This is a genomic window from Sphingomonas phyllosphaerae FA2 (assembly GCF_000427645.1).
In the GTDB taxonomy this organism is placed as follows: Bacteria; Pseudomonadota; Alphaproteobacteria; order Sphingomonadales; family Sphingomonadaceae; genus Sphingomonas; species Sphingomonas phyllosphaerae.
The window spans coordinates 1,601,309-1,620,464 of the sequence record NZ_KE386571.1 but is presented as its reverse complement, the minus strand read 5'-3'; the positions used below and the strand labels follow the sequence as shown (position 1 = coordinate 1,620,464).

15 protein-coding genes are annotated in these 19,156 nt (G+C 68.9%); 1 reads left to right on the top strand and 14 read right to left on the bottom strand.

Annotated elements, in window-relative coordinates; all coding sequences use genetic code 11:
* The first annotated feature begins 107 nt into the window (after positions 1–107).
* On the top strand, positions 108–854 hold the full coding sequence (locus SPHPH_RS0108020) for an SDR family NAD(P)-dependent oxidoreductase (RefSeq protein ID WP_028966243.1): 747 nt from the start codon (positions 108–110) through the stop codon (positions 852–854).
* 46 nt (positions 855–900) lie between these two features.
* Here SPHPH_RS0108020 and SPHPH_RS0108015 read toward each other — a convergent pair whose 3' ends face one another.
* From SPHPH_RS0108015 to SPHPH_RS0107950, 14 genes are all read right to left on the bottom strand, one after another.
* Entirely contained in the window at positions 901–2,226 is a 1,326-nt protein-coding gene (locus SPHPH_RS0108015) for an NAD(P)/FAD-dependent oxidoreductase (protein ID WP_028966242.1), read from the bottom strand.
* Positions 2,227–2,259: 33 nt separating this feature from the next.
* Complete coding sequence (locus tag SPHPH_RS0108010; protein WP_028966241.1) at positions 2,260–3,687, bottom strand: aldehyde dehydrogenase family protein; 1,428 nt, start codon at positions 3,685–3,687, stop codon at positions 2,260–2,262.
* Positions 3,684–4,964 carry an NAD(P)/FAD-dependent oxidoreductase gene (locus SPHPH_RS0108005; protein ID WP_028966240.1) on the bottom strand — a complete coding sequence of 427 codons (1,281 nt, stop codon included), beginning with the start codon at positions 4,962–4,964 and terminating at the stop codon, positions 3,684–3,686. The genes SPHPH_RS0108010 and SPHPH_RS0108005 overlap by 4 nt, the downstream gene beginning before the upstream one ends.
* Positions 4,961–5,353 (bottom strand): RidA family protein, encoded by a 393-nt coding sequence (locus SPHPH_RS0108000; protein ID WP_051273249.1) that lies wholly within the window; start codon positions 5,351–5,353, stop codon positions 4,961–4,963. The genes SPHPH_RS0108005 and SPHPH_RS0108000 overlap by 4 nt, the downstream gene beginning before the upstream one ends.
* Positions 5,354–5,355: 2 nt before the next feature.
* The gene (locus tag SPHPH_RS0107995) at positions 5,356–6,498 is read right to left on the bottom strand and encodes an alanine racemase (RefSeq protein WP_028966238.1); all 1,143 of its coding nucleotides are present in this window, start codon (positions 6,496–6,498) and stop codon (positions 5,356–5,358) included.
* A complete protein-coding gene (locus SPHPH_RS0107990) occupies positions 6,498–7,697 on the bottom strand; it encodes an acetyltransferase domain-containing protein (protein WP_028966237.1) in 1,200 nt (399 codons plus the stop codon). Before SPHPH_RS0107990 ends, SPHPH_RS0107995 begins: the two co-directional genes overlap by 1 nt.
* Positions 7,698–8,020: 323 nt before the next feature.
* Complete coding sequence (locus tag SPHPH_RS0107985) at positions 8,021–11,242, bottom strand: efflux RND transporter permease subunit (protein ID WP_028966236.1); 3,222 nt, start codon at positions 11,240–11,242, stop codon at positions 8,021–8,023.
* Positions 11,239–12,396, bottom strand: coding sequence for an efflux RND transporter periplasmic adaptor subunit (locus SPHPH_RS0107980; protein ID WP_028966235.1), 1,158 nt, complete (start codon positions 12,394–12,396; stop codon positions 11,239–11,241). Before SPHPH_RS0107980 ends, SPHPH_RS0107985 begins: the two co-directional genes overlap by 4 nt.
* Entirely contained in the window at positions 12,393–13,649 is a 1,257-nt protein-coding gene (locus tag SPHPH_RS0107975) for a TolC family protein (RefSeq protein WP_028966234.1), read from the bottom strand. The genes SPHPH_RS0107980 and SPHPH_RS0107975 overlap by 4 nt, the downstream gene beginning before the upstream one ends.
* A 53-nt stretch (positions 13,650–13,702) precedes the next feature.
* The gene (locus tag SPHPH_RS0107970) at positions 13,703–14,014 is read right to left on the bottom strand and encodes a hypothetical protein (protein WP_028966233.1); all 312 of its coding nucleotides are present in this window, start codon (positions 14,012–14,014) and stop codon (positions 13,703–13,705) included.
* 80 nt (positions 14,015–14,094) lie between these two features.
* The gene (locus SPHPH_RS0107965) at positions 14,095–15,096 is read right to left on the bottom strand and encodes a 2-hydroxyacid dehydrogenase (protein WP_156025888.1); all 1,002 of its coding nucleotides are present in this window, start codon (positions 15,094–15,096) and stop codon (positions 14,095–14,097) included.
* Positions 15,039–17,234 carry a TonB-dependent siderophore receptor gene (locus SPHPH_RS0107960; RefSeq protein ID WP_028966231.1) on the bottom strand — a complete coding sequence of 732 codons (2,196 nt, stop codon included), beginning with the start codon at positions 17,232–17,234 and terminating at the stop codon, positions 15,039–15,041. Before SPHPH_RS0107960 ends, SPHPH_RS0107965 begins: the two co-directional genes overlap by 58 nt.
* A 230-nt stretch (positions 17,235–17,464) precedes the next feature.
* A complete protein-coding gene (locus SPHPH_RS0107955; RefSeq protein ID WP_028966230.1) occupies positions 17,465–18,631 on the bottom strand; it encodes a M20 aminoacylase family protein in 1,167 nt (388 codons plus the stop codon).
* Positions 18,632–18,648: 17 nt separating this feature from the next.
* Positions 18,649–19,146 carry an Lrp/AsnC family transcriptional regulator gene (locus SPHPH_RS0107950; protein WP_028966229.1) on the bottom strand — a complete coding sequence of 166 codons (498 nt, stop codon included), beginning with the start codon at positions 19,144–19,146 and terminating at the stop codon, positions 18,649–18,651.
* Positions 19,147–19,156: the final 10 nt, after the last annotated feature.

The window sequence follows — 19,156 nt, the reverse complement described above, 5'->3', positions numbered from 1 at the left end:
TCACGCGTCCGGACGCCGAACCGTGACGAGATCGTCACGCTTGCACCGCGAAGGTTCGACGGCAACATCGGCGGCGCGGAATCGCCCAGGAAAAAGGAACATCGTCCATGAAGACAGCGATCGTCACCGGCGCGACATCGGGCATCGGTCGCGCGACCACGAAGGCGCTGGTCGATGCGGGATGGCAGGTGATCGCCACCGGACGCCGCGCGGACCGGCTGGCGGCGCTGACCGAGGAACATGGCGAGCGGGTGCACGCCGCGCCGTTCGACGTCCGCGACGATGCCGCGCGCGACGCCGCGCTCGACGCGCTGCCCGAGCACTTCCGCGGCATCGATCTTCTGGTGAACAATGCAGGCCTCGCGCTCGGCACCGTTCCGGCGCAGAAGGCCGATCTCGCGCAGTGGCGCACGATGATCGACACCAACGTCACCGCGCTCGTCGCGATCACGCACCGCCTGCTGCCCGCGATCATCGCGCGCAAGGGCGCGATCGTGAACATCGGGTCGGTGGCGGGCAGCTATCCCTACACCGGCGGCAACGTCTACGGCGGCACCAAGGCGTTCGTGGAACAGTTTTCGCTGAACCTTCGGTCCGATCTTCACGGGACCGGGGTTCGGGTCAGCACCATCGAGCCGGGCATGGTGGAAACCGAATTCACGCTGGTGCGCACCGGCGGCGACCAGCAGGCGTCCGACACGCTGTACGGGGGCTCCTCGCCGATGACCGCCGACGATATCGCCGCCACCATATTGTGGATTGCGACGCTGCCGCCGCATCTGAACATCAATCGGCTTGAGTTGATGCCGGTGAGCCAGTCCTTCGCCGGATTTCAGGTGGCGCGCGGCGGCTGAGCGCGGCGGCGCGATCGATGGGTGAAATTGGGGACGGTCGAGTGGCTCAGAAGTTCGCCACGTCGACCGCCCCGCGCCGATCGAAGCGCGCGAGGTCATAGGGGCGCGGAGCGACGATCGGCTGCTGCCCGGTCGCCATGTCCGCCAGCAGGTGCCCGGCGCCCGGCCCGACGCCGAAGCCGTGGCCGCTGAAGCCCGCCGCCAGGATGAACCCGGGCAGGGCGGGCACTTCGCTCATCGTCGCGACGCCGTCGGGGGTGCTGTCGATATAGCCGGCCCAGCGGCCGACGACCGGCACGTCCGCCAGCGCCGGGAAGAGATCGATGGCCCGCTTCAGCGTCAGGCGTAGCGCCGCCATGTCCGGGGTGGGATCGAGGATGCGCCTCTGCTCCATCGGCGTCGGCTGGTCGAGGCGCCAGCGCCGCACGCCTTCGTGCCCGGCGCGCATCGCCTGCAAGCCGCCGGGGGCGAGGCTGCGCCATCGCTTGAGGAACATCGGCAGGAACTCGCGATTGAACCGCACGAATTGCGCGGTCGGATCGACCCGCGCCCGTCCGCTGATCGAGAGCGAGTGAACTCCTTCGCCACGCCGCGTGATCGACACCGCCGCGGTATGGAGCGCGTCGGGCAGCGGCAGGTGCCCGCTGGCGACCGCCATGATCGACTGGCGCACCGCCGCTTGCGGAAAGCGGATGCCGAGTTGATGGCAGAAGGACGATGCCCATGCGCCGCCCGACAGGATAGCGATCTTCGTGCGGATCGTGCCTTTTTCGGTGACGACGCCGCTGACCGCGCCGCCGCTCGTCTCGATCCCGCGCGCCGCGCACCCCTGATGAACGGTGCCGCCGCGGGCCATCAGCGCTGCCGCCGCTGCGGGGGCCGCCAGCCCGGGATCGGCGATGCCGTCGGTGGGCGAGAAGACGCCACCCCGCCATGCGCGGCCCGAAAAGGCCGCGCGCGCGGTCGCCTCCGCGCCGGTCAGCATGTGCGTTTCGACGCCGACCGATCGCGCGAACTCGCCCCAGCGCGCCCAGCCGGCCAGCTCCGCCTCACTGTCGCTGAGATAGAGCAGGCCGCAGCGGCGGAAGCCGGTCCGTTCGCCAGTGTCGGCCTCGAACTTCTCCCACAGGTCGAGGCTCTTGGTGGAGATCGGCAGCTCGCGCGCATCGCGGTTCTGCTGGCGGCACCAGCCCCAGTTGCGGCTCGATTGCTCGCCGCCGACGACGCCCTTTTCGACCAGCGCGACCTTCAGCCCGCGTTCGGCCAGATAATAGGCCGCGAAGCTGCCGATGATCCCGGCGCCAATAACCACGGCGTCGGCCTCGGCGGGAAGGGTGGGGGAGCCGGCGAGGATGCGCAGCGGTGCGGGCATGATCGAGGAAACTCGTGTGAGAGGAGGCGGCGGTCAGGCGAAGCCGAGGATGGCCTTGGTTTCGAGGAATTCTTCCAACCCGAAGACGCCATATTCGCGGCCGTTGCCCGATCGCTTGTAGCCGCCGAACGGCGCGTGCGGGTCCCAGGCGGGATGGTTGATGTGCACCTGCCCGGTGCGGATGCGGCGCGCGACGGCGCGGGCGAGGTCGGTGCCCTGCACATGCCCGCCGAGCCCGAAGACGGTGTCGTTGGCGATCGCCACCGCCTCGTCGACATCGTCATAGGGCAGGATCGCGAGCACCGGGCCGAATATCTCTTCCTGCGCGATCCGCATGGCGGTGGCGACATCGGAGAAGATCGTCGGCCGCACGAAATAGCCGCGTTCGTGCCCGTCGGGGCGACCCGGTCCCCCGCAAAGCAACGTCGCGCCCTCGGCAATGCCGGCGGCGATCATCGCCTGCACACGCGCATATTGCGCGGCGTTGGCGATCGGGCCGAGCATCGTCGTCTCGTTCGCGGGATCGCCGACCACGATCGTTGCTGCGGTTTCGCGCGCGAGCGTCTCCACCTCGGCGAGCCGCGCGCGGGGGACGATCATCCGCGTCGGCGCGCTGCACGACTGGCCGACGTTGCGGAACGCCGTCATCACCCCCAGCGGGACGACCCGCGCGAAGTCCGCATCGGGCAGGAGGATGTTGGGCGATTTGCCGCCCAGCTCCTGCGTGACGCGCTTGACGGTGGGCGCGGCCGCCTGCGCGACCAGCACGCCCGCGCGGTTCGATCCGGTGATCGAGATCATGTCGACATCGGGGTGCGCCGCCATCGCCGCGCCGATTTCCGGACCGGTGCCGTTGACCAGATTGAAGACACCGGCCGGCACCCCGGCGTCGTGGACGATCCGCGCGAACAGCAACGCGCTGAGCGGTGACAATTCGCTCGGCTTCAGCACGACGGTGCAGCCCGCCGCCAGCGCCGGTGCGACCTTGGCGGTGATCTGGTACAGCGGCCAGTTCCACGGCGTGATCAGCGCGCAGACCCCGATCGGCTCGCGCACGATCGCGGTCGAACCCTGCATCGTCAAAAAGGGATAATCGGCGAGCAGGTCGGCCGCGACGCGGACATGCGCGGCGGCGAGCGGGACGTGCGCGGTGCGCGCATGAGTGATGGTCGCGCCCATCTCCTGCGTCAGTACGCGGGCCAGCGGCTCAGCCCGGTCGAGGATCAGCGCGTGGATCCGCTCGAGCATCGCCTGGCGCTCGGCGACCGGCGTAGCGGCGAACGCCGGGAACGCCGCCTTCGCCGCAGCGACGGCGCGGTCGAGATCGGCGCTCGTCCCCGCCGCCACCTGCGCGATCTCGGCTTCGGTGGTCGGGTCGACCACCGGCAGCGTCGTGGTGCCCGACGCTTCCTGCCACCCGCCGTCGATATAAAGCCCTTGCCGCACGGCGCCGTCGATCATCGAACGAGATCCTGATAGCGATAGTAGGCGCCGACGATCGGCAGGAACCACGGGCGGCCGAAATAGCCGGGGATCGCCGGCCAGTCGAAGTCGCGCCACGGGTTCAGCTCGGCACGGCCATCCAGCACCTCGGCCATGATCGCGCCCATATAGGTCGACATTTGCGTGCCGTGGCCGCTGTAACCTATTGAATAGAAAAGGCCGTCGCGTTCGCCGGCGCGGGGCAGGCGGTCCTTCGTCATGTCGACCATGCCGCCCCAGCAATAATCGATCCGCGTATCGGCCAGTTCGGGGAACACCTCGACCATCGTCCGGCGCAGGATCGCGCCGCTGCGTGCATCCGAGGCGGCATCGGAGCGGCTGGAGAACCGCGCCCGGCCGCCAAATAGCAGGCGATTATCGGGCGTGGTGCGGAAATAGGCGACGAAATTCTTCGTATCGGTGGTCATCCGTCGCCGCGGGGTCAAACGATCGAGCAAGTCGGTCGGCAACGGTTCGGTCGCGATCAAATAGGCGCCGACCGGGATGACGCGCCGCCGGATCCAGCCGAGCGGCCCGACGCGCGACGTGCCCGTCGCCAGCAGCACCTGCTTTGCGCGGATCGCACCCTTCGGCGTGACCACCTCGTGCACCTGACCGGACAGCCGGCGTAACCCGGTGACGGGATTGTTCTCGTGGATGACCGCGCCGTGGCGGGCCGCGGCCTCGGCCATGCCCTGGCCGAAGCGGCCCATATGGAGCCCGGCGCCCTTTTCGTAGATCAGCCCGCCGAAATAGCGGTCGGACCCGATTTCGTCGCGCAGGTCGGCACGGGTGACGATCCGCGTATCGGGATCGACTTCGCGCGCCAGCAATTCCTGCGAACGGACCAGCTTGTCGAAATGCGCGGGCTTGGCGGCCAGTTTCAGCTTGCCGACGCGGCGGAAATCGCAGTCGATCCCCTCCTGCGCGATGATCGCCTCGACCTTGTCCACCCCGGCGTCGAACGCGCGGTACAGCAGGTTCGCGCGCTCGGTGCCCAGCCGCGCGCACATGCCGCCGTAATCCTGCGCGAAGCCGTTGTTGCACATGCCGCCGTTGCGCCCGGAGGCGGCATTGGCGACCTTGCCCGCCTCCAGCACGACGACCTTCGCGCCCTTTTTCGCCAGCGCAAGCGCCGCCGACAGCCCGGTGAAGCCCGCACCGACGACCACCACGTCGGCCTCGCCCTGCGGCCCGGCGTCGATCCCGGCGGCGAACGGCGTCGCGGTGTCGATCCAGTAGGATTGCATCTTCATGCGCGAGTTACCGCGATCGCATCGACCTCGACCAGATAGCCGTAGCGAAGCTCGGGAACCGGCACGACGGTGCGCGCCGGTCGCGCGTCGCCCAGCAACTCGGCATAGACGGCATTGAAGCGCGGCCAATTCTCGACCCCGACGATATAGGCGGTGACCTTCAGGATGTCGTGCGGCCCCGCGCCGCCGGCCGCGACCGCCGCCAGCATGTTCGACAGCGCCTGGCGCGCCTGATCCTCGAACGGCAGGTCGGCGGTGTGCGTGCCGTCGGCGCGCGCGCCGAGCTGCCCCGAAGTCAGGATCAGCCCGCCGTGCCGGACGGCGTGACTGTAGTGCCCGGCGGGCGGCGCGAGCCCGGCGGGGGCGATCCGTTCGATAGCGTCCGTCATCGTCACCACCCGCGCATCCGCGGCCACGTCGCGATCACGTCGCGCCCGCCGCTGTCCACCACCCGATAGGCATCGTGCTGTCCGCCCGTCGCACAGGCGTGATTGGGCAGGATCCGCACCCGCGTGCCAATCGGCAGCATGGGCAGGGTAGCGTCGCTGCCCGGCCGAACGGTGACGATGCCATGTTCCTGGCTGGCGTCCGCGACGATCAGGTCACCGTAGGGCGTGCCGTCGATATCGCACACCAGCCCATATCCCTGATCGACCGGATGCCGCTGCGTCCCGCGATCGCGCGACATCGCCATCCAGCCGGCATCGACGAGGATCCAGCCCTTGTCGGCGCGGTGGCCGACCACCGTCGCCAGTACCGACACCGCAATATCGTCGACCGCGCAGACGCCGATGCCGTGCATGACGAGATCGAAGAACATGAACACTCCGGCGCGTACCTCGGTAACGCCGTCGAGCATGCGCGCGAAATGCGCGGTGGGCGTCGAGCCGACGCTGACCACCGGCGCGGCGAAACCGCGGGCGCGCAGTCGGCCCGCCGCCGCGACCGCTGCGGCGCGCTCCTGCTCGGCCGCCTCGGGCAGACCGACGCCGCCGCGGCAGGCATAGGATTCGCCGGCATGGGTCAGCACGCCGCGCACTTCGATCCCGCCCGCGCGCAACGCCTCGGCGATCGCGATCACCACCGCATCGTCGGGCAGCAGGCCACCCCGATGACCGTCGCAGTCGATCTCGATCAGCACGGCCGGCATTGCGATCCCGTCGCGCGCCGCCGCGCCGAGCGCCTGCGCCTGTTCGACGGTGTCGATCAGCACCGTCACATCGACACCACCGGCCACCAACGCGCCGACGCGGGCGATCTTGTCGGGGGCGAGGCCGACCGCGTAGGTGATGTCGGTTGCGCCGGCCGCGGCGAAATATTCTGCCTCCGCCAGCGTCGACACGGTGATCGGGCCCCAGCCGTCGGGGAACAGCCGCCGCGCGACGTCGACCGACTTGGCGGTCTTCAAATGCGGACGGAACGCCACGCCGAGATCGGTCAGATGCGCGCGCAACCGGGTGACGTTGCGATCGACGCGCGCGACGTCGAGGATCAGCGCGGGCGTGGCGATCGCATCCAGCGTCGTCCCCGGCATCAGAAATACTTCAGCCAGGTAATGTCGCGCCGCCGCTTCTTCAGGCGCGAGAACCATACCGTCGGGATGTACAGCGGCACGATCAGCGCGACGTACCACAGCAGCACCCAGCCATAGTTGCCGACGCCGAACACCGTCCCCTGGTTCGGCCCGAAGATCGCCAGCGCGCCGTGATACAGGATGCGCAGCATGGTGAGGTGGAACAGGTAGAAGAACATCGGCGCGGCGCCGAACACCGCCAGCGCGGGCGTGATCCGCGCGTCGCGGAACCGCTCGCACGCCACCAGCAACAACACGCCCGTGCCGAGCGTCGGCAGCAGGAACAGCAGCGAGGGTGGGTATTTGGTCATCGACAGGAAGCTCATGACCGTCCGCACCGGGCTGTCCGCGACGACGAACCACGGCTTGTCCCCGTAGACGTTGATCGCGCGCAGCGCGACGAACGCCAGCAGCATGGCGACACCCAGTCGCAGCAAGCGACGTTGCCGCGTGCGGATGTCCACATTTGGCAGGAACCACGGTCCGATCCCGTAGCCGAGCAGGATCACCCCGATCCAGGCGAGCACCGGATAAGTGGTCTTCAAGGTCAGCCCGATCGGCAGCACGATCGCGTCGCGCTGATGCAGCAATGCCCAAGGGATGAACAGCGGATCGCCGGGCTGAAAGCGGATCGGATCGAGCAGGTTGTGCCCGCACACGATGACCAGCCCGATCGCGATCAGCACCCGGTGCGGCAAGCGGATCAGCGCGGCGAGCACGATCATGCACACGCCGATGCACCAGATCACCTGCAACCACAGCGTCGGCGTCGTGATCCCCCAGTACAGCTCCGAGAGGTAGAGGACATCGAACGCCATCAGGATGAGGCCGCGGGTCAGCAGATAATGCGTCGTCTCGGCAAGCGTGTGGTTGGCGCGATACAGATAGACGCCCAGACCGGTCAGCGCGACGAACACCGGCGCGCAGATGCTAACTAGCAGCCGCGCGATCAGCAACGCCACCGGCGCGGTGTGCGCGTCGATCGGATCGGCCACCGGCACATGCAGGAACCACGTCTCCCGGACGTGATCCAGCAGCATGACGACCATCACCAACCCACGCAGCGCATCGATGCTCTGCAAGCGCGGCCGCGTCGCGGCGGCCGGCGTGGCGGAAGCGCGCCCGGTCGTTATCGGCGTGGCGGCGATAGTTGCGCCCATATTTGGTCCCCTGCTCGACGATCGGTGCCGACCCTGTTCTTATGATGCTGAACCCGTGGCAACATCGGCCGTATCACGCCTTTGCCGCACGAAGTCATGCGGCGGAAGCGTGCGGCGGCGATACAAGCTGCCGCATGGTCGATCCCGGCGTTTGATCCACGCGGCTTGCCGGGGGTGGCGCTTCAGCAGGGACGGATCACATTCTCGAGCGTGATAACGTCAACTCGATCCGTCATTGCGAGCGTAGCGAAGCAATCCAGCGCCGGACCAGGACGTCCTGGATTGCTTCGCTACGCTCGCAATGACGAACCATATTACGCACCTTACGTCATCATGATCGAGGCGGGTCGCTTCCGTCGCGCCATCCGGCTCATCGCCGCGGTGATCGCGGGCAGCACCAGCAGGGTCAGCGCGGTGGAGGTGATCAGCCCGCCGATCACCACGGTGGCCAGCGGGCGCTGGACCTCCGCGCCGGTGCCGGTCGCCAGCGCCATCGGCACGAAGCCGAGGCTCGCCACCAGCGCGGTCATGAGGACCGGGCGGACGCGCTCCATCGCGCCGCCGACGATCGCGGCATCCTCTTCCTCGCCATCGTCGCGGCGTTTGCGGATCGCGCTCATCATCACCAGTCCGTTGAGCACCGCGACCCCCGACAGCGCGATGAACCCGACCGCGGCGGTGATCGAGAAGGGGATGCCACGCAGCAGCAACGCGAATACGCCGCCCGCCAGCGCCATCGGCACCGCGCTGAACACGATCGCCGCCGGCACCCATCCGCCAAGGGCGAGATACAGCAGCGCGAAGATACCGACGAAGCAGATCGGCACGACGATCAGCAACCGCGTGCGCGCCGATTGCAGGCTCTCGAACGTGCCGCCCCAGTCGACGTACATGCCCGGCGGCAATTTCAGCCGCCCGACCTTGTCCTGCGCCTTCGCGACGAACCCGCCTAGATCGCGCCCGCGGACGTTGGTCTGCACGACGACCATCCGCTTGCCGTTCTCGCGGCTGATCTGGTTCAGCCCCTCGGTATAGCGGAATCGCGCCACCTCGCGCAGCGGGATCGAGCGTGCGGCTTGGCCCGGTTCGGCGGGGAGCATCACCGGGATCGCGCCCAGCGCCTCGATATCGTCACGTTGCGCATCGGGCAGCCGCACGACGACGTCGAAGCGGCGATCCCCCTCGAACAGCACGCCCGCCGCGCGCCCGCCCAGCGCGGCGGCGACGGTGCTGGCCACCTCCTCGACCGGCAGGCCGTAGCGCCCCGCCGCCTGTCGATCGACCTGGATGTCGAAGGTCGGCGCGCCATCGGTCTGTTCGGCCTGCACGTCCGCCGATCCGGGGATGCGGCGCAGCGTATCGGCGATCCGCGCCGCCTCCTGCGTCATCGCTTCCAGATCGTCGCCGTACAATTTGATCGCCACGTCGGAGCGGACGCCTGCGATCAGCTCGTTGAAGCGCATCTGGATCGGCATCTGGATCTCGGTCCGGTTGCCGATCAGCGGCTTCATCCGCGCCTCGATCCGCGCCAGCACGTCGGCCTTGCTGTCGACGCCGGCCGGCCATTCGCTCTGCGGCTTGGGTATGACATAGGTGTCGGAGGCGTTGGGCGGCATCGGATCGGTGCCGAGATCGGCGTTGCCGTTCTTCGAGAAGACCAACGCTACCTCAGGCAGCGATTTCAGCGCATCCTCGATCCGCAATTGCATTTGCGTCGACTGATCGATCGATGCGGAGGGGATGCGGAAATTGGTGACGGTGATGTCCTTTTCGTCGAGCTGCGGGATGAATTCCTCCCCCAGCGCGCCGAACAGCAGCACCGCGGCAAGGAACACGCCCGCACCCGCGGCGATGAACGGCGCCGGCCGCGCCACCGCGCGCACCAGCAGCGGTGCGTAGCGCGCCTTGAACCAGCGGATCGGCCTGACCTCGGTCTCGCTGACCTTGCCGGTGATGACCAGCGCGATCATCGCCGGCACGAAGGTCAGCGACAGCACGAAGGCGGACGCCAGCGCCACCATCAGCGTGATCGCCATCGGCGCGAAGGTCTTGCCCTCCACGCCCTGAAAGGTCAGCAACGGCACAAAGACGAGGAAGATGATCGCCTGTCCATAGACGGTCGGCTTCACCATCTCCTGCGCGGCGAGGGTGGTCTCCTCCATCCGCTCGGGCCGGGTCAGCAGCCGGCCCTGATGTTCCTGCCGCTCGGCCAGCCGGCGCAGCGCATTTTCGACAATGATGACCGCGCCGTCGACGATCAGCCCGAAATCGAGCGCGCCCAGGCTCATCAGATTGCCCGATACGCCCAGCGCGTTCATCCCCGATGCGGTCATCAGCATCGTGATCGGGATCACCGCCGCGGTGATGAGCGCGGCGCGCACGTTCCCCAGCAGCAGGAACAGCACCACGATCACCAGCAACGCGCCTTCGATCAGGTTCTTCTCGACCGTCGCGATCGTCGCGTTGACCAGCTTGGAGCGGTTATAGACTGGCTCCGCCATCACGTCGGGCGGCAAGGCGCGGTTGATCTCGACCAGCTTGTCGGCGACGCGCGTCGCGACGATGCGGCTGTTCTCGCCGGTGAGCATCAGGATCGTCGAGATCACCGCCTCCGATCCCATGAGGCTGCCCGATCCGGTGCGCACCGTGCCGCCGATCACCACCTGCCCAACGTCGCGGACGCGCACCGGATTGCCGCCGCGGGTCGCGACCACCGCGTCCTCGATGTCCGACACCGATTTCAGCCGCGCGTCGGCGCGCACCAGAAAGCTCTCGCCCGCGCGGCGGATGTAGTTCGACCCGGCGGACAGGTTGGCGCGTTCCAGCGCGTCGGCCAGTTCGGTGACCGACAGGCCATAGGTCGCCAGCGCGTTCAGATTGGGCTCGACGACATATTGCTTCACATAGCCGCCGTTGGAATCGACCCCGGCGACGCCGTCGACCGCGCGCATCTGCGGGCGGATGATCCAGTCCTGCACGGTGCGCAGATAGGCGGCCTTCTCCAGCTCGGTGCGCAGCCGCTCGCCCTCCGGGGTCAGGTAGCTGCCGTCGGGCTGCCAGCCAGCCTTGCCGGGGCGATGCTCGTCGCCCTTGCCGTCGGGATGGCGGAACGCGACCGAATACATGAAGATTTCGCCCAGCCCGGTGGCGAGCGGGCTGAGCCGCGGCTGGATGTTCGCGGGCAGCGCGTCGCGCGCCTGCGCCAGCCGCTCGGTCACCTGCGCGCGCGCGAAATAGATGTCAGTCGCGTCGGTGAACACCGCCGTCACTTGGCTGAAGCCGTTGCGCGACAGCGATCGCGTCATCTCCAGCCCCGGAATGCCGGCCAGCGCGGTTTCGACCGGGAAGGTGACCTGCTTCTCGATGTCGACCGGGCCCAGCGTCGGGGCGAAGGTGCTGATCTGCACTTGGCGGTTGGTCACGTCGGGCACCGCGTCGATCGGCAATCTGGTGATCTGCCACGCGCCGAACGCGATGACGCACAGCGTGAGGAAGGCGACGATCCAGCGGCCGCGGACCGATGCGCCGATGATGCGGGCGATCATTCCTCGCCCCCTTCGTTCTTGCCGAGTTCGGCCTTCAGCAGAAAGGCATTGTCGGTGGCGATCACCGTGCCGGCGCGCAGGCCGCTGGTGATCGCGACCATCCCGCCGCTGCGCCCGCCGGCCTGCACCGGCTGCGCACGGAAGCCGGCGGCGGTGCGGACGAAGACGACGCTCTGGTCGCCGATCGTCTGCACCGCCTCCTGCGGCACCATCACGCCGTCGTGGCGCGCGCCGCCGCTGGCGAAGATCCGCGCCTGCACCGACTGACCCGGCGCCAGCGTGCTGCCGCCGCCGGTCGGCACGATCACCACCGTCGCCGCGCGCGTTTCGGGGTCGACCACGCCGGTCGCCGAGCGGACCCGCCCGGCCACGACGCGGCCGTCGTTGGTGGTCAGCTCCACCCGGTCGCCATCGCGCACCCGGCCGGCATCGACAGGCGGCAGGCTGGCGGTGATCTGCACGCGGCGCGGATCGGCGACGCGGAACAGCTCTGTCTCGGCGGCGACATATTGGCCGAGGTGCGCGGGGGCCGCGGTGATCCGCCCGCCGATCGGGGCGACGACCGCCACCGATCGTCCGTCGCGCGTGACGCGCGCGGCCCCGGCGGCGGCGCTGGCGCGTCCCGCCTCGGCCTGCGCCATCGCCAGATTGGCCTGCGCGGCCTCGACATCGGCGCGCGGGCTGACGCCTTGCGCGAGCAAGCCGCGTTCGCGCGCCAGTTGCCGCGCGGCGAGCGTCACGCGCGCGGCGGCGGCGCTGCGATCCGCCGCGATCGTCGAGGCGTCGCGGCTTTCGACCAGCGCGATCGTCTCGCCGGCTCCCACGCTGTCGCCGATCCGCTTCAGAATGCGCGTGACGGTGCCCGCGGCGCGGGCGGTGAGCACCGCCTCCGCATCGGGCGTGGCGGCGACGGTCGCGGCGGCGGGCACGGCGGCGTCGAGTTCTCCCGACGCGGCGGGCGCGACCGCGATCCCGGAGGCGGCGATCCCTTGCGCGGTGATCGCGACGGCGTTGTCGGGCGCCTTGGCTTCCTCGACCGGGCGCTCGGGCGCGGGCGGGGCGGGGGTGGTCAGGCGCGCGGCGCCGAACCCGAGCGCGGCGGCGGCGACCAGTCCGATCGCGGCGCCGGCATACAGGCGGTTCTTGTCGTTCATTGGACCGGTTCTCCGGTAATCGTGGTGCCCGACAAACGGGCGAGAGTGGCGCGTGCCTCCAGCCGGGCGGCGGCGGCGTCGAGCACGACCCCGCGCGCCGCACCCAGCCCGTGGCGGGCGTTCAGCAGTTCGATCAGCGGCGACTTGCCGGCCTCGTAAGCGACCCTTGCCAGCCGGTAGGTTTCCTCCGCAGTCGCCATCGTCCGCTTCGCCGCGGCAGCGCGCCGGTCGGTGGCGTCGACCAGCCCCTGCGCGGCGCGCGTCTGCGCCTGCGCCTCCAGCCGCGCGGCAGCGGCGCGTGCCTCGGCAGCGCGGAGCTCGGCCTGCGCAGCGGCGATGTTGCCGCGGTTGCGATCGAAGACGTGCAGCGGCAACGACACGCCCGCGACCAGCGCGGTGGCATTGTCGGCCTCCAGCCGCCGCACCCCGATCTGCGCGTTGAGATCGGGCACTGCGCGGGTCCGCTCCACCACTACGCGTTGCGCGGCAGCCTCGCGGCGGGCCTCCGCGGCGCGGTAGCCGGCCTCCTGCATCGGATCGAGCGGCCCGGTGCGCGGACGCGCGTCGAGCCGGTCGAGCAAAGATTCCGACAGCGCGGTCCAGCTCGTCTCCGATCCCGCGAGCGCGGACAGGTGCGCCAGCGCGGCGACGCTTTCCGCTTTGGCCTGTTCCAGCATCGCCTGCATCGCATCGACTTCGGTTTCGGCCTGCAATTGCCGCAGCCGCGCCTCCTTGCCGGCGCTGACCAGCGCACGCGCGACCGACAGGACGGCGGTGGATTCCTCGACCTCGTCCTGCGCCAGCGCGATGCGGCCGATCGCAACCTCTGCCGCACCGTAAGCGCGCGCGAGATCATAGGCATAGGCGAGCCGCCCCGCGTGGCCCGACGCCTGCGCCGCCGCGATGCCTGCGCGCCCCGCGGCGATCCGTGCTGCGCGTTTGCCGCCCAACTCGATTGGCTGGTTGAGTTGCAGCGTCGTCTCCGTGCGCGCGAACCCGCCATAGGGGGACGAGCCGCCGAAATTCTCCCCATAGACGCTGATCGTCGGATTGGGGCGCACGCCACCCTGCGCGGCCAAGCCCTCGGCCTGCGCGACGTCCGCCTCCAGCGCCGTCACCCGCGGCGTTTCCGCCGCGCGGCGCAGCAGTTGCGCAAAGGGCGGGGCGGGGTCCGCCGCCGCCGTGCCGGCCAGCGCAAGCGCCGCCAGCGTGCCGGCCAGCGCAAACCCGCGCCGGCCCGTAAAACCGTTCATGTCGATTGTCCTGCCCGAGTGAACCGGCGCGCCGTCACGCGGCGCGCGCCGGCTCAGCCGCGGGGCGGGCGCAACAGCGACGCGTCGGTCAGCCCCGGCCCGAAGATCGCGACGCCCGGGGTCCACGCCACTTGCGTTTCGAGCGGCGGCGTCGGCGTTACGGCATCGTTCGGGATCGCGATGCCATGTCCGGTCGCATGCGCGGCGAGATGCACCGCACCATCGGGATCGCGACGGATGTCGTCGATCCGGTCGTGGCGCACCGATGCGGCATGGATCGGATCGTCGGCGTGGAAGGTGGCGCCATCCCAGCCCGACAGCGCGGCCACCCCCAGCATCGCAAGCAATGCCAGCAGCGCCGCCATGAGGGCGGATCGGGATCGACGCGCGGTCACGAGCGACAGACTAAAGGATGTGCGGCGGTGCAGCAAGGCAGATGGCGCCATCAATAGCCCGCCTGTCGATCGACGACGCCGGTCAGCGCGTCACCGCGTCGGTGGCGCAGGATCTGCTCGGCGATCGCCGCCGCGCCGCCGCTCACGTCGGTCGTCCCGGCGATGTGCGGCGTCAGCAGGACACGGGGATGCTGCCAGAAGGGATGCCCGGCAGGCAGCGGCTCCCGCGAGGTCACGTCGAGGATCGCGCCGCCGACGTGCCCGCTGTCGAGCGCCAACAGCAGCGCGGCTTCGTCGACATGCCCGCCGCGCCCGATGTTCACGAGCCCTGCGCCGCGCGGCAGCCGGGCGAGCGTCGCCGCGCCGATGATGCCGCGCGTCGCGTCCGTCAGCGGGAGCACGTTCACCAGAATGTCGGTGCGCGCGAGGAACGCCGCGAGCGTCGCGTCACCCGCAAAGGTTTCGACGCCGTCGATGCTGCGGGGCGATCGGCTCCAGCCCGCCACCGCGAAGTCGAACGAGGCGAGCCGCGCGGCCACCGCGCCGCCGATCGCGCCCAGCCCGAAGATGCCGATGCGACGCGCCGGGGTCGCCGTGACCGGGTCGGCGTCGCCCCACGCTCCCTGCCGCTGTTGCGCGATATGCCCCAACATCCCGCGATGCAGTGCCAGTACCGCGAAGACGGCATATTCCTCCATCCCGCGCACCAGCCCCGGCTCGATCATCCGCACCACCGGTACGTGCGCGGGGACGTCCGACAGATCGAGATGGTCCACGCCCGCGCCGACCGAGAAGACGACCTCCAGATGCGGCAGCGATGCCAGCAGGCCGGCGGGCGGGGCCCAGGCCGCGACGTAGCGGATCGCGGCCGGGTCGCCGACGTCGGGCCATTGTCGGACGATCAGGCCCGACACCAGCGTGGGCAGCAGTTCCTGCCACCGCGCGCCGCGCGCCGGGCTGCCGACGTGCAGCAGAACCTCGGGGGCCTGACCGGTCAGAACGTATAGCCCGCGCGCAGCATGAACTGGCGGGGCGCGCCCGGCGCGATCCACAGCCGCGAATAGGAGCTGGCGAAATATTCCTTGTCGAAGACGTTGGTCACTTCGCCCGACAGCTTGATGTGCTCGGTCGGCGAGATCGACGCCATGATGCGCGTCAGCGTATAGGATGGCAGGTAGAAGAACGAGCCGTCCGCGAACTTGAACCCGGTTTCGCCCAGCCGCTTGCCGACGTAATTGACGCCCGCGCCCAGCGTCACCGCCGCGCCGCCCAGATCGAAATCCTTGAACAGCAACGCGCTGCCGCTGTGCGGCGCGATGTTGATGAGCGGATCGCCCTTGCGCAGCGAGAAGCCGAAATTGGGGTCGAGCGCATCCATCGCCACTTCGGCGTCGATGTAGGAATAATTCAGCTGCACGCGGAAGTCGGCGGGCAGCTTGCCCGACATCTCGAATTCGATGCCCTTGCTGCGCGCCTTGCCGACGGCGAGCGAGAAGCCGGAATTGACCGGATCGGCGCTGAGCACGTTGGTCTTGTCGGTCTTGAACCCGGCCAGCGTGCCGGTCAGATGCCCGTCGAGCAGCGCCACCTTGACGCCGACCTCATAGGATTTGGTCTGTTCGGGGGTGAACGGGTCGTTGGTGAACGACGTGCCGGTGTTCGGGCGGAAGCCCTCGCCGTAATTGGCGTAGAACGACACCGCGTCCGACGCGACGAAGGCGATGCCGACCTGCGGATTGACGGCGGTCTTCTGCTGCCCGGTACGGGTGGCGTTGATGCGATTGTCGATGATCTGCTCGAAATCGTCGTAGCGGACCCCGGCGCGCAGCTTCAGCTGATCGGTGACGTCGATCTGGTCCTGCACGTACAGGCCGTAGGAATATTGGCGTTCCGTGTAGTTCTGGAAGGTGACCGTCGTCGGCAATTTGCCATAGGCGGGTGCGAAGATGTTGATGCTGTTGCCGATCGTCGCGCTCGTCTGCGCGGCGATCGCTGGGGGACGGTAGCGTCCCTGGATCACCGTCATCTCGAAATCGTCCCAGTCGGCGCCCACGATCATGTGGTGCGTCATCCCGAACGTCTCGAACTTTCCGCTCAGCTCGCCCCGGACGGTCAGGTCGGTGGTGCTGTAATCGCGCCGGCGCCGGATGCGCGAAAGCGTTTGCCCGTCGCTGTAGATCTTCTGGCGGCCGGCGGCCAGTTCGGCCTCGCTGGACAAGCCCTTGAACTCGGTGTCGCGGTAGCCGACGCCCAGGATCAGCGACCAGGCGTCGCTGAAATCGTGCTGCAACTGCGCCTGATGCCCCAGCGCACGGATGCGGATCGGGCCGTCGCCGGGCTCGCCGAGGAAGCGCGTGCGCGGGATCGTCTTCAGATTGCCGTTCACCGCGACGATGCCGCGATCGAACGGTACGTCCTGATGAATATATTCCAGCTCGTAGGACAGCGACGTGTCCGACCCCAGCCGTGCCAGCACCGATGGCGTGATCGTGTATTTCTTGGTGCTGATCGTGTCGCGGAAACTGTCACCCGATTCCGCCGCACCGGTTACGCGCACCGCCAGATGCTGCGATAGCGGCACGTTGACGTCGCCCTCGCTGCGAAAGGTGTTGAAGCTGCCGCCCGACAGCGTCGCGCTGCCGCCGGCCTCGAAATACGGCTTCTTGGATACGATGTTGATCGTGCAGCCCGGCTCGCCGCGTCCGAACAGCGCCGATTGCGGGCCCTTCAGGATCTCGACGCGGTCGATGTTCGACGTATCGCGCGCGCCGCCATAGCCGCGCGCGGCGTTGAAGCCGTTGACCAGATAGTTGCTGGCGGTGTTCTCGTCGCCCGCAAAGCCGCGACAGGCGAAACTGTCGAACAGCCCGCCGAAATTGTTCTGGCGCGAAATGCCGCTGGCGAAATCAAGGGCATTGTCGAGCCGGGTGATGCCGGCGGCACGCAGCGTCTCGCCCGACAGCACCTGAATGCTTTGCGGCACCTCGATCGTCGGCACCTGGCTGACATATTGCTGGCGCTGCGCGGTGACCGTCACGTCCGCCTGCGTCGCCTCCGCGCCGGTCGTGTCGGCGGTGGTGGTCACGTCGCGCTGCGGCGGGGCGGCGGGCAGCTCCTGCGCCGCGGCGGGCATCGCGATCCCGGTAGCGGCCAGTGCGGCGCCGAGCAGGAGCAGGTTGCGGTAGGTCATCGAATATTCCCCCAGGGAAAGTGGTGGCCGTGCCGTCCTCCTGCGCCCGCTCTGCCGCGAAACTCTGTTCGGAACTTTCCCCGTGGGGAAGCGTCTGAAGGTCCGCTGTGCGAAGGAGCGTCTTCGGCTTGACCACTATGCGCGCCGCCGAAAGCATTTTGTTGCGAATGGCGCCGGTGCGGGACTGTCGCGGAAATGAAATGAAGCGCGCCGACGCATGAAATGCCGCGTCACTCGCGCGGCAGCAATTGCTCCGCCAGCGCGGTGAACCACGCGATCCCCAGCGGCAGCGCCCGCTCGTTGAAGTCGTAGGACGGGTGGTGCAGCGGCGCGCGATGCTCGGCGTCGGCCTGCCCCAGCCACAGATAGGCGCCCGGCCGCTCGCGCAGCATGAACGCGAAATCCTCCGACGTGAACGCCGGGACCGGCGACACCGCGACATCGTCGCACACCGCGCGCGCCGCCGCGAGCGCGCAGTCGACGGCAGCGCTGTCGTTGATCGTCGCCGGATAGTAACGGATGTAGTCGACCGAGACCTCGGTTTCGCTCGACAGCGCCACTCCCGCGGCCATCGCGCGGATCGACGCCTCGATCCGGTCCTGCACCGCCGCGTCGAACGTCCGCACCGTTCCCATGATCGAAACCGATGCCGGCAACACGTTATGCGCATGACCGCCCGCAATTTTCGTCACCGATAGTACCGCGGACTGGGTCGCCTCGACGCGGCGCGCGACGATCGTGTTGAGCTGCTGGACCAGCTCGCTCGCCGCCAGGATCGCGTCGGGGGTCTGGTGCGGCATTGCGGCGTGGCCGCCGCGACCGGTGAGCGTGATCTCGAACTTGTCCGCCGAGGCCATGATCGGCCCGGCGCGGGTGCGAGCCGCGCCCAGCGGCAGGTCGGGCCAGTTATGCAGCGCGAACACCCGGTCGCATGGGAAGCGTTCGAACAGCCCGTCGCGCACCATCGCGCCCGCGCCGCCCAGACCCTCCTCGGCCGGCTGGAAGATGAAGTGCACCGTGCCCGAAAACGCGCGGGTCGCCGCCAGATGCCGTGCCGCGCCCAGCAATGTCGCGGTGTGCCCGTCGTGGCCGCAGCCGTGGAAGACGCCCGCGCGCGTGCTGGCGTAGGGCAGGCCGGTCTGCTCCGCGAACGGCAGGGCGTCCATATCGGCCCGGAACCCCAGCGCGCCGTTCCCGGCGCCGTTGCGCAAGGTGCCGACCACGCCGGTGCCGCCGACGCCGGTCGTCACCTCGAGCCCGATCGCGCGCAACGCATCGGCGACGATCCCGGCGGTGCGATGCTCCTCGAACCCCAGTTCGGGATGCGCATGCAGATCGCGGCGCAGCGCGATCAGGTCGGGCAGGAGGGCATCGATCGGGGTCGTGTCGATCCGCATGTACGGCTCCGCGCTGATCAGGAAAAGCGGTCGACGAACAGGCTGTCGATCGGATCGTAGCGTTTGATGATCGGCGACTTGATGACGATGTAGCTGAAATACTTTTCGATTCCGAAGTCCGCCTCCAGGATCGCCTCGATCGTTTCCTGATAATGGCCGACGTCGCGCGCAATGAAGCGGACCAGATAATCGTAGCCGCCGCTGACCAGATGGCATTCGACGATCTCGGGGACGTTGCGCGCGCGCTGTTCGAAGCGCGAGAAGTCGCCGCTGCGATGGTCCTTCAGCGTCACCTCGGTGAACACCGTCAACGTCGAGCCCAGCTTGGCGAGCGCGATATGCGCGCCATAGCCGGTAATATAGCCGCTGTTCTCCAGCCGCTTGACCCGTGACAGGCACGGGCTGGGCGACAATCCCACCGCATTGGCCAGTTCGACGTTCGTCACCCGTCCGTTGCGCTGCAAATGCGCGAGGATCTTGAAATCCAGTCGGTCGAGTTTCGGTGCCAGGCTCATCGTCGCATAT